Annotated in this window: 14 protein-coding genes and 1 pseudogene; 10 read left to right on the top strand and 5 right to left on the bottom strand. The window is 30.6% G+C overall.

The annotated features are described in order from the left end of the window. The first annotated feature begins 551 nt into the window (after positions 1-551). The 7 genes and pseudogenes from ACYT6F_RS17295 (at position 552) to ACYT6F_RS17265 (ending at position 6,192) form a co-directional block, all read left to right on the top strand. Positions 552-1,112, top strand: a pseudogene (locus tag ACYT6F_RS17295) (GLPGLI family protein). 291 nt (positions 1,113-1,403) lie between these two features. Beyond that, positions 1,404-1,604 (top strand): hypothetical protein, encoded by a 201-nt coding sequence (locus ACYT6F_RS17290; protein WP_472598867.1) that lies wholly within the window; start codon positions 1,404-1,406, stop codon positions 1,602-1,604. A gap of 83 nt (positions 1,605-1,687) precedes the next feature. Further along, a complete protein-coding gene (locus ACYT6F_RS17285; RefSeq protein WP_472598866.1) occupies positions 1,688-2,011 on the top strand; it encodes a hypothetical protein in 324 nt (107 codons plus the stop codon). A gap of 174 nt (positions 2,012-2,185) precedes the next feature. Further along, complete coding sequence (locus ACYT6F_RS17280; protein ID WP_472598865.1) at positions 2,186-3,121, top strand: PIN domain-containing protein; 936 nt, start codon at positions 2,186-2,188, stop codon at positions 3,119-3,121. A gap of 126 nt (positions 3,122-3,247) precedes the next feature. Then, complete coding sequence (locus ACYT6F_RS17275; protein ID WP_472598864.1) at positions 3,248-3,979, top strand: hypothetical protein; 732 nt, start codon at positions 3,248-3,250, stop codon at positions 3,977-3,979. An 890-nt stretch (positions 3,980-4,869) separates the two neighbouring features. Then, entirely contained in the window at positions 4,870-5,355 is a 486-nt protein-coding gene (locus tag ACYT6F_RS17270) for a hypothetical protein (RefSeq protein WP_472598863.1), read from the top strand. A 228-nt stretch (positions 5,356-5,583) separates the two neighbouring features. Beyond that, on the top strand, positions 5,584-6,192 hold the full coding sequence (locus tag ACYT6F_RS17265; RefSeq protein WP_472598862.1) for a hypothetical protein: 609 nt from the start codon (positions 5,584-5,586) through the stop codon (positions 6,190-6,192). Between the two features lie 987 nt (positions 6,193-7,179). On the opposite strand, the gene ACYT6F_RS17260 is transcribed toward ACYT6F_RS17265, so the two are convergent. Beyond that, entirely contained in the window at positions 7,180-7,638 is a 459-nt protein-coding gene (locus ACYT6F_RS17260) for a hypothetical protein (RefSeq protein WP_472598861.1), read from the bottom strand. Positions 7,639-8,655: 1,017 nt separating this feature from the next. On the opposite strand from ACYT6F_RS17260, the gene ACYT6F_RS17255 reads away from it, so the two are divergent. Next, complete coding sequence (locus ACYT6F_RS17255; RefSeq protein WP_472598860.1) at positions 8,656-10,107, top strand: serine hydrolase; 1,452 nt, start codon at positions 8,656-8,658, stop codon at positions 10,105-10,107. A gap of 778 nt (positions 10,108-10,885) precedes the next feature. Here ACYT6F_RS17255 and ACYT6F_RS17250 read toward each other — a convergent pair. Together ACYT6F_RS17250 and ACYT6F_RS17245 are read right to left on the bottom strand one after the other, a co-directional pair. Then, positions 10,886-11,344 carry a GNAT family N-acetyltransferase gene (locus tag ACYT6F_RS17250; RefSeq protein WP_472598859.1) on the bottom strand — a complete coding sequence of 153 codons (459 nt, stop codon included), beginning with the start codon at positions 11,342-11,344 and terminating at the stop codon, positions 10,886-10,888. 86 nt (positions 11,345-11,430) lie between these two features. Further along, positions 11,431-12,105 carry an amidohydrolase family protein gene (locus ACYT6F_RS17245; protein WP_472598858.1) on the bottom strand — a complete coding sequence of 225 codons (675 nt, stop codon included), beginning with the start codon at positions 12,103-12,105 and terminating at the stop codon, positions 11,431-11,433. Between the two features lie 192 nt (positions 12,106-12,297). Here ACYT6F_RS17245 and ACYT6F_RS17240 point away from each other — a divergent pair, with 192 nt between their 5' ends. Together ACYT6F_RS17240 and ACYT6F_RS17235 are read left to right on the top strand one after the other, a co-directional pair. Then, a complete protein-coding gene (locus tag ACYT6F_RS17240) occupies positions 12,298-12,897 on the top strand; it encodes a Crp/Fnr family transcriptional regulator (RefSeq protein WP_472598857.1) in 600 nt (199 codons plus the stop codon). Positions 12,898-13,270: 373 nt separating this feature from the next. Further along, entirely contained in the window at positions 13,271-13,684 is a 414-nt protein-coding gene (locus ACYT6F_RS17235; protein ID WP_472598856.1) for a helix-turn-helix domain-containing protein, read from the top strand. Positions 13,685-13,821: 137 nt separating this feature from the next. Here the strand turns inward: ACYT6F_RS17235 and ACYT6F_RS17230 are convergent, their stop codons facing one another. Beyond that, positions 13,822-15,276: a serine hydrolase gene (locus tag ACYT6F_RS17230; protein WP_472598855.1), complete on the bottom strand. Its 1,455-nt coding sequence runs from the start codon at positions 15,274-15,276 to the stop codon at positions 13,822-13,824. A 181-nt stretch (positions 15,277-15,457) separates the two neighbouring features. Continuing rightward, on the bottom strand, positions 15,458-15,895 hold the full coding sequence (locus ACYT6F_RS17225) for a hypothetical protein (RefSeq protein ID WP_472598854.1): 438 nt from the start codon (positions 15,893-15,895) through the stop codon (positions 15,458-15,460). Positions 15,896-16,174 lie beyond the last annotated feature (279 nt).

Below are 16,174 nucleotides of genomic sequence, written 5' to 3'. Positions count from 1 at the left end.
TTAATATCAACAAATCACCTTCTCAACAATTATAGAGTTAGTATTGACTGAATGTATCAATCCATATTACGGTAATCCGTACGAAATTTAAATATGTGATTTATATATTTGTAAAGTTATGGAAGAATTAAACCGCATAATCAGGATACTTGATATGTATGCAAAAGGTTTTACTTTACAAAACTATTCTTTCCTTTAAGGACAAAAAATGATATTGGTATGGATAGATTCAACAAGGATAAAATGCGGGATAAATTACATAGAAAGTACAAATGAATTCTTAATGCTGAAAATTAATTTTACAATTATGTCAATCAAAAGTTTCATATGTATTGCACTTCTGTTTCCCTTTATTGTATTCTCACAAAAAAAAGATATTGACAGTTCAGTGATCGAAGTAAAATATTATGTAAAATTTTTAGGTGATACACTTAATGTATCCTCCGCAAAGGAGGATATTCTAAGTTTACGTGTTGGCAAAAATTCGTATTTTCCGAAGCGATTTAAGAGAAAGTAGTGATTCTCTTTCACATAAAATAATAGAATCAGCCATGTTGAAAGGAGCAAATAGCTCGACACCATCAGCTCCAGACCTCAGTGGGGTAAGACGTCCGAAATTCATTCAGGAAGTTTATTATACGAACGGAAGAATACTCGTGTATGATAAAATCAGAAGAAATACCTTCGCTTTCGAGCCGATTAATAAAGCAAATTGGAAGCTCCTTAATGAATCTAAAACAATAAGTGGTTACACATGTCAGAAAGCAATCACAAAATATGGAAACAAAAATATCATTGCATAGTATACGACAGAAATACCATTTCAAGAAGGACCATATACCTTCAAAGGTTTACCGGGACTCGTTATAGGTTTAGAAGATGATAAACAATATTTTAGTTTCATCCTTAAAGCAATAAAAAGGGTGAAAAAACCAATCGTTCCTATGAGTAATGTTATTGAAACGTCTTATCAAAAATTTAATGCTAAAAGACAGGAAGTAAAGAATGATCCTGTCGGCTCTTTTTCAGCTTTGACAAATCAAAAGTTTTCAAAAGATGCCGAAGAAAGGATTAGGGCAAATAACCGAGCAAAAAACAATCAATTAGATTAGTATAGCATCATAAAAATTATTGCTGAATGTTTGGGGTAGTTTTAATGGCTTTTCTATAGTAAATTAAGTTATATTTAAGTTTGAATGATCGCTAATGTTTTATTAATTGTGCAAAATATAGGCGTTCTATAGGTCCATATGTACTTTGATCCCCTTAAACTTTGTTTAAAGTTAAACTAAATCTCAAAAAACGATCAAAATTAACTTTATATTAGTAGCATAAATGGCTTTGCGAATATCGGAGAGTTTGGATTGACGCAATGCTTAAATTGTGAATTTATGCGACATTTTATGAATACCGTATTAAAAATAATTTTAGTCATTTTTATTTCAATTAGTTTATTTAATTGTAATAAATACGAAGAAGAAGAATTAAAAGCAATTCAAGATATAAGTAATAATTATCTTGATAAAAATGACTTGCAAAAAATCTTAAATCCACCAAATTTTAGTGATGAAATTGAGATACAAAAACCAGATATTAATAACTGAATCTAAAAGTTTATATCTCAGATGAATTAAGACCGATTAGGCAAATTAAGGAAGACAATGAATGGATGTTTAAAAACAACAATATGTCAAAAAAAGATTCTGTGGCATATTTTAATCTTATAAATTCTGAAAAATTTAGATCTCTAAAATATCGGACATTTAATAAGAAAAAAATAAAATTTATAAAACCTTATCATTATTTTGATTATTCAAAGCAGAAACTAAAGGATGGAGAGAATTATAACTATTTAAGTTTTTCAAGATTTTGTTTTGACGAAGATTATAATTTTGGAGTAACTGTAATTGATTACCACGTAAGTTCTAACGGATATAGTTTTATGGGTTATAATATGTCTTTATTTATAAAAAAAATTGATGGAAAATGGAAAATTATCGCGCCAACATAGAAAAAAAGCATCGCATAACAGGGTTTTGTGTCAGGCTTGCTGAAGTGCAAAACTCAACAGAAGTTTTTCAATTGAGCATCAGTAATAAATCAGCTATTATGCTTCTATTTCCCGCTCGAACGCAAAGCCCGTTTTAGATTAAATTAAATCTCAACAAACGATACTCCAAATAAAATGAATAAACTAATTTTTGTTGACACTAATATTTTTCTAAGATTCTATGATAGTAATAATCGAGAATACAAGAAAATGTTGAAAACTTTATTATCCTTAAAAGGTTGTATTTTTACTCCTTATCAAATCAAATACGAAATAGATAGAAATAAGGTTGAAATATTTAAAAATTCGTTCGAAACCTATATTAAACAAGCCACCTTATTTAATAATATTACTTTACCAGAACATTTGGAGAATACTTCAGAATCTTTAATTACAAGCTGGAATATAGATAGGAAGGAGATTATTAAGCTTGTTAAAGACAGTAATAAAAAACTGATAGAAATTTTTGAAAAAAAATTACAAAATATTGCTAGATCAGAAGATGAAGTTTCTAAAACTATTGAAAAAATTTTTAGTTCACCAAAAGATTATTCAAATGCTGAGTTTCTAAGTGCAAAAATTAGAAAAGAAAGAGGAAATCCTCCCGGTAAAACAAATGATCCTTTGGGTGATGAGATAATTTGGGAACAACTTTTAACTATAATCGGAGGTTACGAAGAATTATATATTGTATCGAATGACTATGATTATTTGATAACATATGAAAATAAATCTTATTTAAATCCAATTCTTTTTAATGATTTAAAAGTAAATGCACACAAACTAAAAGTTTTCAATTTTCAAACTTTAAGTGATGCCATAATATATCTGAGCAAGAATTCGCCAGAACTTATAAAGGATTTACCTACTGAAAAAGAATTAAGAACAATTTCAAAAGTAGAAGCAGAATTAATTGAAACAGAATATCCCAAAATTTTGGAAAAAACGCCTGATATTAGATTTGATGAACTACAACGCCTTGAATATATGAAACGTCATAATTTGATTCGCACTGATGAATATCAATCTAGATTAATGAAATTAGGTATTTTGAATAGTTTGCCAAAATAGTACTGCAATACAACGTGCTATCAAAATACCGAAATGTCTATAATAAACAATCCTAAATCTCACAAAACGATCACTAATTATTTGGACTTGTAAACCTTTAACCTGATGCTGGATAAAACAATCACTATGGATAACCCAATTGATATTTACGATAACCTATTTTTTTCAAAAGAATTAGAATGTGCAATTTTTCGGTTAAAAAATGGGGAAGTATTTAGCGCAAAAAATAATTATCTAAAAAAACTTGATATTACAAAAATTATTGATTCAAAAAATAATCATGTTCGCTATTTCAACAATATAGATGGCAAAAAAAAGTGGGGGATTATTCATATATCGGTACATGAAATAATCCCGCCAATTTATGATTATATCTCACCATTAATTGGTGATGAATTTTACAAAATTTTCATCGGTGATTATTCATGGGAGTATGACAGTCACTCATCTGACTATTTTTCAGAACATATTGATACCCATTCCTGGAATGGAGACTATTTTATGGGTAAATTATCAACAGGACAATGGGGTTTGGTTGAAATTTATGGCTCAAGTTATACTGTTTTAATTGCTCCGGAATTTAGTTGGTTGATGATGATCGACAAAAAAATTGTTTGTTGTAATATTGGAGGAAGTCTAATAAAATGGTATGATGGAGATGATAAAGAAGAAAATATTCGTGTTTACGGAGGACAGTGGAAGGTTATTGAAGCTTCAAAATGGGATAGTAGAATTGAAACTGAACTCGGTCAATTCGGTGAAGTAGTAGAAAAATTTAAAACACAATATTCCAAACAGTTTATTGAAGAATTTACATACGATTATCAGTTTATTTTTGATCCGGAAAAAATCTATTAGTAAGCTGAAATAATTTCTACCTGATCGCCAAGCTACAAAAGTTAATGATTGATAAATAAAATCTCAAAATACGATATTTATGTTTATAAGGATATATCATTAGGGTAAAATACCTTTGCGAAAATTTATATAAATTGCCAGAAGTAAAAGTAAAAAATTAACCCTAATCCACATTAAGATAACTCAATGAACTATATCGGAATTTTTGTTTTCGCTATTTTTTTTATTTTAATTTATCTAGACAGATCATATTCCCATAAGATTGTTCGGAAAGAATTACATAAATTGATCAATATTAAAAATAAAATATGTTTAGAAAAATTTAATGTAAAATGTTCGACTTTTACAAGCGGTAGAAAGAATTTAGGTTTTCATTATCAAAAAGCTGATCTATATTTTATGGAAGATGCGTTTATTATAATTGGATTCTATACAATATTTTCAAAGAAGATATATCGTAGTATTCTTATATTGACAAATGAACTAGATTTTTATAGAGCAATTTTTAATAAAGCTGATGAAGTTACAATTCCAAATCGATTGAATAATGATTCCTCAAATAAAGACATTTATATTGAATTTGGTAAATCGTCTTTTACTTCGACTCATGTCTCAATACGATTAATAAACTTGTCTGATTCAGAAAAGAAACTGATTAAGCTATGAAGATACTATGGCTAACAGGATTTTAAAGTAGTGAAACGAAACGAAAAATTCATCACTTTTTTTGTATGAATAGAAGATTTGCGGTTCGATGCTCTATTTTCATTAACTCCTGATATAATAAGATCAATATAAGAAATCTCACAAAAACGATCACAATTTATTATAACCAGAACTTATAGTATGTCTATACATCAATTGAGTACTAGCAGCAATTTTATAAAATAATGGCGCATAGAATCACTTTAATAATAACTAAAGACAATATAAATACTTCTCTTGATATTCCTCATTTTTACGAGGATAATTTCTTGATCATTCCGACTGACGATGATGGCTGGGAGGCTCAAATGATTGAAGATTTATGTAAGAATGAAAATTCTTTTGATAAAATTTTCGACTTTTTTTTTAAAGAATTTTATAAAGAGGATTTAGAAAATGGATATTTTGAAGATATAAATAATAAAACCAACACCTTTGAAAGCTTGTATATTCTTGAAATAATTGAGAAACTAAAAATTTCAAATTTTTTAATTATTCATTATTCAGAAGTTGGATTTGATTTTTACGAAAATTATATAGGATTTGAAAACAAAGAGTATATCGGCGACGATAAATCATGGACGAGATTTTGCGAAACAAGAATTAATACTGCGAATTACTGGAGATTTGAATCTTGTAGCAAAAGATATTTTGAAGGCTTACACAAATAATAAAACTACGGCTGAAATCGTGAATACTTGTAGTTACCTTTGGATATAACGGAAAATAATCTCGCAAAACGATTAGATTATAAATTAATGACATTTGGGTTTTACAGTAGTATTTTTTTTAGTTATTTAAATATATTAGTTATAATGATTATTTAGTTTAAAAAATAAAAAGGATTTTTTTAATTATATTTACAATACCTAGATTTACTGCATAACTAATGCCCGAAGATGAAAAATATTATAGTCTTAACATTACTTTTTCTTTTTATAGCTTGTAAAAAAAAAGAAAAAAACTCATTAAACCTTACATATATTGCCCATAATAACGAACTATCTCTTATATTTGAAAATAATACTTCTCAAGATGTTATTTTTCCCGTACCTAATACGCTCCAATTTAAAGATCAAAATTTAAAAGTTAGTATGACGGGTGATTATCCAATTATTGTTTGTGCAACAATGGAGGATAACCAATCTTCAAAATTTTATCAGAAAAAATTAGATAGCATCTATGAAAGATATATGAGCGAAATTGGTGATTCTGGTTTGATTGCTTATAAAAAGCCTGGTGAAGGCAATTCAATATTTTATTTAAAAGAAAACAAAAAATTAAATGTAAAATATAAGTTAACGGTCAAGCGATTTTATCCTCTAAATTATTCTTCGAAATTTAAACAAAGTTATTATCCCTATGATAAAGGACTAAAAGGGAATTATTCTGAAACAGAATACTTAAGAAGGTTTTCAAAGCTAAATTTTGGCAAAGCAAAGTTTATAGCACAACCTGAAATAGAGGACAGTTTGTTCTTGGATATCTCACAAAATGGATATAAATAATCTGACAAAACGACAAACGGTAATAAGACAGGAGGTGGTCCTGGAATTATGGAGGCCGCACATTTTGGAGCCTGTTTTTCTAAATATGATTCTACAGAATGGGAACAGATAAAAAAGATTTCTAGGAAAAATTACAAAAGTAAAAACTGATTACAAATTTAATATTGCTTCTGTTCCCAAAATTAGTAACCCTGATATATGTAAGGATGATTATGGAAATGACATTCCCGATTCTAATATGATAGAGGATAATTTTAAAAAAGCCTTATTCTATTGGTTTACTGTAGCGTTAGAAATGACGAATGAATATAAAACGAAGGCAAAAGGAGAAAGTTTAGCTATATCAACATGGGAATATGGAGAGGAACCTGTAATGCCTTTTGCTACAGTATATGCTTCATATTTTCAAAATAGTATTAGAGAATCAGCTCTAGTTAGACGAGCCCGATGTGGTATGATTTACGCAAAAAGGAAGTGGAGGAACTTTAAGGGAATTATTTCAAGATGTTGAAGAAAATGTTGGGTTTATGGCGACAGAAGACAAATTCACACCTATGATATTCTTTGATAGAAATGAGTTTTGGTGGATTTTGGCGTTTATTCTACAGTAAAGTCTTTTATAAAATCTAAACTTCCATTTGACAAATTTGGAAAAGTTTATTCTGATAAATTAAGATCTATTAGAGATACCAATAACTTGCTAGTATATGAGAATTTGAAAAAATTGTTTAATAATCAAGACAATATTAATTTGACAAATAAGATATTTAAGCTTTCACATTTTAACGAATTATAAATAAGATTTGTTTTAAATCTATATAAAATATAGAAGTTAATTATTGCAAATAAAATTGAGTAACAATTTAAACGTTTACGAAAATAATAGCAGACTGTTCAAAAAAAACAGACTGTTTTTTGAACAGTCTGTTTATTCATTATTAATTTAAAAGTGGTTCTCTTAATAAAAAAACAATGGACTTAGAATTATTAAATTTTATATCTTTCATTAGAAACGTCTATAAATTCCACTGAATTTGCTACAGGAGTTTCTTCAACTGTAGAATAAGCATTCTTACAGTTTAAATAGTTTTTAATCTCCTTAAAAAGAAAATTATTTTTGTCCATTACCGGATCGTTACCGACAGTTGATATGCCAAAAATTAATTTTCCGTCATCCGTGTATTGTAGTATAACTTGTTTAATATCAGATAATTTATCTTTGTTTTCAAAATAAATTGTATACGCATAATTGATGTTTTTTTCCAAATGTTTAGCCAATTCATCATATAAATAATAAATTTTCTCAGGATTATCTGAATACTCAGGAAACGGATAATCAACCGCTAATTCTTTTACTCCTAATGGTAAATACTTTGAAAAAAAATTTTTAATAATTTCTAATTTTCTGTTATCTATAAGATAGTATGAATCTATATATTGTGACATGTAATTTTTTTTATTTTAATTTATTAAGGCATTTTCCCCGCGCTGATAAATTTACCTTGAAGTGTTTCGTAATAATAGTATTTTTCTCCACCTATTATTGGCTCTGTTCTGTTAACTGTTGTTTTGACGCCGTTTAATAGTTCTCTCGACTTAAAAAAACTATTAGCGCCGGCACTTCTAATATTTGTTATTGGTCACAAATTCACCCATTTCTGAATGGCCTATTTTTACATCAAGTTGCTTTATATCTTTCAGATAAAAATAAGTATATGGCCTTGCTTCCATTTTAATTGGTTGCCCGTTCAATAAAATTGTTACCTCTGTATGATCAAAACCCAGTTTGCGTTTAAACACTTTGCGTACCTCCAATACCTTTACTTGCCTAAACGGCTGCTCATTAACGGTTGCATTCCATATTGATCGTGATTAAAATAAGTCTGAAAATCTCAAAAAACGATTAAATTGTAATTGCTGAATGTTTGGTGTATTTTACAGGGGTAATCTGCTAATTAATTATTTAAGTATATTGGTTATAATAATGATATAACTAAAATTCAAAATACAATGCGATCAATAGTGAATCGAAATATCTTTTACGTTTACAGTAGTATTTGTTGTAAGCACATTTGCACAAAATTCCAGAAGTTTTCCGTTAAAAAAATTATTTTGGACCATTTAGAAAAATAACCTACCTTGACAGTTTACAAAATTTAGGTTATTTGAAATATAAAGAAATAGGTGCTGTTCAAAACATGACTTTTTTTGTAAAACATAAATCAGTAGATCATACGAATCCAGGCTATACGTCTATCAATATGATATCAGATGGAAAAGTAGAGCAAAAAAAATATATATATATTAATAATGAGGGGAATATTATTATTTAAATTTCGCAACAGCAATTTATGAAGGTCAAGTTATTTTAAAATAATGACACCTGCTGCCTACAAATAGTATCCTCAAAAAACGACATAATAATCTAAAGTCATAATCGTCCATATTGTAAACCGATAATTAATGAAAAAAACATCCCTAATCTTATTTTTTATAAATATTTCATTTTTAGGATTTTGCCAAAAAGCAGAACAAACAAAATCTATCGACAACTATCTCACCGAAGTAATGAAAACTTTTGAGATTCCAGGTTTGGCTGTTGGCGTTGTAAAAAATGATAAAATAATTTTTCAAAGATATTACGGCAGAGAAAACTTGGAATCTAATAAAAAAGTAGATTCAAATTCTCTTTTCAGAGTTTATTCTACGACTAAGTTAATTACTAACGTTGCTGTTTTCCAACTGATTGAAAGAGGACAACTTTCGTTAGATGATAAAATTTCCAGGTATATTGACACTCTTCCTAAAGCATGGGAAGATATAAGAATTAGAAATCTTTTGTCACACTCGTCAGGCATCCCGGATTTTGCCCGTTATGAGGATATTTCGGCTGATGTTTCTAATACTCAGGTCTTCGAACGATTGTCAAAAGAAAAAATGGAATTCGAAACGGGACATCAGTACAGTTATAACCAAACCAATTATATGCTTTTGGCAATGATTATCGAAAAGATAAGTGGACAAACATTTGAAGATTATGTCCTGAAAAATGAATTTTCTGATGCTAAGAACAAAGTGCTATTCTCTTCCAATTCCCTTGAAGAAATCCCGAATCGGATTCAAAAATATGTTTACAATGATTCTCTTAAACAATACCAAAAGTTAAAAAACGTTGGAGGCCTGAGGTTGCATTCAGCCAATGGATTAGCAATTTCGCTTTCTGATTTTTTACAATGGAGCATTCATCTTGATAAGAATCAGTTCCTGAAAAGCCAGACAAAAGAATTGATGTGGAAACCGTTTGATTTTACTAATAAACAAGATGTTTTTGCATACGGCTGGGAAATTACAAAGACTGGAAACGTTACTTCTTATGGTTTTTCAGGGGGAAACGTGAGTGCCTACAGTATTTTTCCGGAGAATGATTTGTCTATTGTTTTGATGTGCAATGGCTACAGATATAATTTTTTTCCACCTCAGTATTTGATAATCAATCATATTGCTGGATTGGTTGACAGGAAGTTGGCAAATCCGTATTTATCCAGAGAAGAACTCGTTATTTCCGATATCATTAATAAGCCTGATATAAAAAAAGAAATTTATGGTTATCGGATTGAGAAGGACAAAGTGATTTTTACTTACATAATTCCTAAAAACTTAAATGCCGAAGCAATAATGAAGATGTCTGTTGCTGGAACATTCAATGATTGGGATCCTGCGGATCAATCTTATCAAATGGTTTCAAAGGACAAGAATACGTTTGAATTGATTTTGCCTACATCTCAATTCGAAAAGGGAAAAACGTATGAATTCCGGTTTGTGATGAACAAAAACGGATGGTTTACGACACCGTACAACGCATTAAACACAAATGGAAATCCCAACGATAATAATTTAACTTTTATAGTTGATTAAAAAACACTTCGATTGCTTTAAACCTAGTCCACTCATTGATTTTTTTAAATACTTGGTTGAACATAGCCCTATGAAGATTAATTTATTTCTTCTAACTGATAAAGGAATTTTGTCACAGGAAGAATAATTAATGAATTAGCTTGGAATGATATACCGATGATGAAAATGGGAAAATATTTAATAAACAGGAAATTTACTTTAGTAAAATTTATAATAAAATATACTTAGCTATAATCTCAAAAAACGATCATGCAGGCAAAAAGCAATCTGAAAGTGCACTCAGCTAATCTGTTCTGAGAGATTGAAGCCCGATAGATCCAGGGCGATGGTTGTACTAGGAAGCTTTACCGGTTTTAGTAAGAAAAATAAAGCCTTTTAAGATTGTAATCTAAATTTTCCAATGTAAAAATGGAGTCGCATGATAGACCAGACCACATCTGCTATCATTAATACCTATTGTACCACGTCCTTTTTTGATCCAATCTACTCCTTGCATAATAACATTTTCGAACCGGAAAGCTGATTTACTAACTATCGCATGTGAATTATATAATAAATCTAGATCGAAGAACAAACCTTACTTTACATTTCATACGATTTGACCATATAAAATTAAACCTCCTGAGTAATAATTATCGAGAAAACGCTCTTAAAAAAATATTAATTCTAGTTATCTATTGCATAAATGATGTGCTAGGACCAACATTTCATAAAGCAGGAACACTAAAATATTTTATTATTTGTAAGAACATAAGAAATCTGTAGAGCATGAAAGGACTCATAGAGACATCTTCATTCCCTCATGTGACGATGTAAAACCTAATTTTTCGTAAAATTCCTTAGCTTCTGGTCTTTTCTTATCTGTGGTAAGCTGTAACATATGTGCCCCTCTTGCTTTTGAACGGTCAATAGCCCAATTAATTAGTAATGAACCATACCCTTTACCCCGAAATTCTTTACTAATTCTTACCGCTTCAATTTGTGCTCTGATGCCTCCCTGATAGGTCAAATACTGAAGATAACTAAGTTGAAGAGTACCAATGATTTTATCTTTTTCATCTGTCAGTACTATCAATTCCTGATTCCTGTCTTCTACAATATTTTTAAAAGCAACTACATATTTCATAGGAATTGGACTTTGGAAATTTTCACGATATCTTCCTAAAATATCATCAGATAATAATGCGACAATACCTGGAAGATGATGCTCTTCAGCAATTTTAAACTCGATAGACATATTTCTACTTATTTTTAGAATCTTTTTTGTACCAGTCCATAGCATTTAAATAAAATATATTTTTCTGCTCTTCCGCCGAGAAATGATCAGCGATCATATCGATCTTTCTGGGTGAATGGAATTTTAGCCCGTGTAGATGGCAAATCTGTCCCGAACATCAATGCCTGAGGATTGATGCTGTATATCTGTCTCATGACTGAGACAGGATCAAAATCTACTCTTCCAAATCCGGTAGCTTTCACTTTTACACCTTTACCGATCCAATAGTAGAGATCTTTTAGACCTTCCTCAGAAAGACCTAAATGATCGATTGAAAACTTTGGAATATTAGAAAGTATTGGCTTCAAATCGTGGAGATCTTTGCTGTCGATATACAATTCCGTGTGCCAGTTAAATCGATTATACAGATCGTTTGACAATTTTTCAATATACTGCAGTTTTTCGGAACCGTCTCTTTTAACATTAAACCTTACCGCTGCGATTCCTGCCTTATTCAGGCGCTTGAGGTCATCATCCGAAATGTCGTGCTGGATATTGGCAACTCCGTAAAAATTCGGACCAAGCTCCTCTAAGGCATTGATCAGGTATTCCTGGTCAAAAGCCTGAAATGATCCAGAGACGACGGCTCCGCCAATCACTTCATTTTCTTGGGTAAACGCCTTATAATCTTCCACCTTGAACGTAGGGGGTAAGTAACCGTTGTTTTCAAACAGTGGAAAATCGGTGTTGATGATATGAAAATGTGAATCAAAAAACTTCATAATAGTATTTTCGACAAAAAAACGGTTTTTAGCTGTTCAGTAAAAGTTTTTATAATTAAAACTTTCTTAAAATTACATTAAGACAAATGACAGGATTTGGAAAGCTTCGTTTTACAACAGGAGCTTAAAAAAAATGGTTACTATAACAATTAATTTTCAGATATTAGATCATTATTTAAAAATGTACTCTAAATGGAAAGAAATGCTGATGTTTTTGAAATTTTTTTTGATTACATCAATAGCTATAACTCAATAAAACTGAGTGCTGAAGAAAAAAATCTCATCACTGAGGTTTTTATTTATAAAAAGATCAAAAAAAAACAATTCTTTCTAAAACAAAATGAAATTTCAACCAAAGGTGCTTTTATAATTAGAGGTGCTATGTATCAGTATTATACTGATCAATCCGGGAAGACTAATGTTGTAAATCTTTTTGTGGAAAACTGGTGGGTTACCGACAGAGAAAGTCTTTCAGGGCAAAAACCCTCAAATTATGACATTCGAGCCTATCAGGATACGGAAGTGCTGATTATTTCTGCAGACGATTATATAAAAATACAGAATCTGCCGGCTTTCAGCCACTTAATGAGAAAACTGGATATCAATCACAGTATATCGATGCAGAAAAGATTAACAAGTTTGACAAGTCTCACCGCTCTAGAACGATACAACAATCTTATAAAAAATTATCCTGCTTTTCTACAAAAATTTCCTCAGGTTCTGATTGCTTCATACTTAGGAATTAGACCTGAATCACTGAGCAGGATACGGAAACAATTTTTGAGGCCGTAAGCTCTACCGCATTATGATATTTATCCTATTCATGGAATTGTATGTTTCTTATATTATTAGCCAAATCTGCATGAACTCCGACGTCTCAAAAACGATACTGTCCCGATTTACAACTCTGTAATTTTTCTGATCTTTCATACTCATAAAAGCATGGAGTATAGTGGTATTATTTCTCACTAAAGTACTACATTATAAACGACGCTATTTCACGGCGGTAGGAATGGTATGACGGTTTAGATTTACCTATTCTCACGCACATTTGTACCTTCTCATTTTCCTTTAGCACTAATTTTTTATTGAGTAATTTTTGAAGTTCCCACATCTCTTCATACTCCTGAGTAACTTGCGTGTATGGATGAGCATACAGATTATTGTGAGCAAGAATCAAACAAAATCTCGCAAAATCTTCACCTGTTTTATTCTGGACGCGGCCTCTCATGTGCCGAACGAAGAAGTAAAAAAGGATATTCAGTTCGACTATTTATATTATGTTAATAGATTTAAAATTTTGCTACAACACGATTATAAAAAATTTAAAAAAGTCTCCCATTATGCCACCGAGATGAATATCACTACAAGAAAATTAACAGAAATGACCGAATATATATTAGGTAAGACCGCCAAACAGATTATTATCGAAAAAATATTAGACGAATCTAAAAAGCTTTTACAGCATTCTTCCTATACCATTTCCCAAATTGCCAATGAATTAGGATTTACCAATGAAGGAAATTATACCAATTTATTAAAAACACATATAGGTAAAAGCCCTTCCATGATACGATAATTTGTAATTTCTGCTACAAGGTGCTGCGTAATTACGGTTATATTAAAAAAATCTGAAATTCTCAACAAAAAAATCAGGTGATCATAAACTGTGGTTTGATTGAATTATGGATCACAATAGATACTAAACTTTAAAATTCATTTACTCAATAAATCTGATAATACTTTTTTACCATGTTCGTTGTTTGGATTGAGTTCAATGGATTTTTTATACATCTTAAGAGCAAGAGATTTATTACCCAATTTAAGCAAAATCTCGCCGTAGCTATCAAAAGCGTTTCCACTTGTAGGGAAGAGGTGAGTATTGAGTTTGAAAATCTCCAAGGCCTCATTGTTCTGATTCTTTGCCATTAAGCGGTAAGCCCATTCATTCAATTCGAATTCCTTTGGCGTAAAATACACATTTCTCTTTTTTTCATTATCAGCAAATTCGATAGCTTTATCGTAACCAATTGCTCTTAAGTTTAATCTCAGATTTGTTATAGGGTCTGTTTTCGGAATTTCTTGATCATAAACTCCCGCAATTTCTTCTAAAAAGTCTTCAGGATAGCTTCCTGCAAGATTTGTTAAAACTACGACAGCCAAACTGTCCTCTGGGTAAAGCAAAAATGCAGCACGACCTCCACCGGACATTCCAAGTGCCCTGTGCTTCTTTCTAAATTTATTCATTCCCCAGCCCAATGCCCAATCGGTAGATTTTCCATTATTAAATTTCGATCGAGACCACATTATCTCTAACGACCTGTCGTTTAATAATTTGTTGCTGTTTAGAGCAATAATCCAATTTGCCAAATCTTCAGCTGTACTGTTTAGTCCGGCAGCTGCTCTTCTAAAAGATGGAAATTCATAATAATTATTAATGAGAGTACGCTTCTTCAGCTCTTGGCCATCTAATTGTTTTTTCCAAAAATAAGTAGGTGCAAAGTGAGGGATGACATCTCTGGAGTCGCCAAAAACTGTGTTTTTCATTCCCGCTATGCCAAATTGTGCTGCTGACAAATAATTTGAAAACGGATAACCTGAGTATTTGTCAATTAATTTTCCAAGTAAATATCCATTGGTTTGGTTGTAACTAAATTTTTCTCCAGGAGTGAAATCCATAGGTAGATTTTTTACTTTTTCCCAAACGGCCTCTTCAGTTTTTAAAGATCCAACGCCGCCGGTCAGGGGATCCAATTGTTTTAACAAATCAGGATATCCGGAAGTATGGGTCAATAATTGGTTAACCGTAGCGGCCTGCCAATGGGTAGGTAGTATATCCAAATGTTTATTGACAGGATCTGAGAGTTGAAAATAGCCTTTTTCAACCAGTTGCATGATGGCTACTGCTGTAAAAACTTTAGTAATTGAATTTATTGCAAAAATTGATTGATTATCAACAGCAATACTGTCTTGCAGATTGGCAATGCCAAAACTTTTGGAATAAATTATTTTATCTTTTTGCACTACAGCTATTTGCAAACCTGGTATTTGTCTTTCATCCATTTCACGATTAATAATTTTGTCAATGCGTTGATCAGGTTGTTGAGCAATGACTAAAATAGAAAAAGAACAAAGTAGAATATTTGCGAAAACGATAGTGACTTTTTTCATGGATAAGTATTAAGTAAAACTTCATCTAATAATATTGTCTTTAAGTAATTCGTATGAGGAACAAATTATATGAAAAAGATTCATCATTCCTTTGTTTTAGACATATAGACAACTTACATTGGTTGGTTTTTAGACATTTTTATCTTATTGATTTTGTTTCTAAACATTTTTCACAATGAATTTAATTAGATAAAACATAGATAGGTTCGACAATTTTTGAGCCTTGAAGTTCATTATCTTTCCACACGATAAGAAACGTACCTCCCCAAACCTTAGAAGGATTATCCAAAATAGGTTTGGTTTGTGCCCTTAAAAAATCGAAATGTAATAACGATTCTACTTTATCTTTTCTAATCCAATGATATTCGACATCTCCATTAGTAGATGCAGTTCCTTTGGGATAATCTTTTTCATCAGATAGTTGTGCTGTATAGTGACTGCGATATGAGATTTCAGGATGATCGTCAAGACCTTCAAACTTATGTGCATATAATCCAGATAAGCGAATATCTTTAATTTTTATGTGAATACTTTTTGCTAAACTATCAAGTGATTCTTTTATGGATTGGGGTTGATTGGCCCGAATTGCGGGAGTATGCCATCCCAGGTTATTTTTCATTAAGAGTACTTCATTTTTCTGATTAAAAATTATTAAGTACTGTACAGTATAGTTATCTTTTTGTTGGGCAGAAGCCGATTGTGCACTAGAGTCTAAGGAGCACATAATCATAACAAGGACCGATATGAATGTTCTCATAAAATTGATTATAAAGTGATTAATATATTAAGCCTGTGATTTTTCTGTAGTTTAAGCTAATTCAGGCATAAGATTTAATTAGTAAATTACTTACTGGTAAAAACTTAGGCTAAGACATTGTTTTCGCATTGTTAGTTACTT

The sequence above is a fragment of the Chryseobacterium sp. NG-CE01 genome (assembly GCF_055695505.1).
The sequence above is the reverse complement of the archived record's forward strand: the minus strand, read 5'-3'. Positions and strand labels throughout refer to the sequence as shown.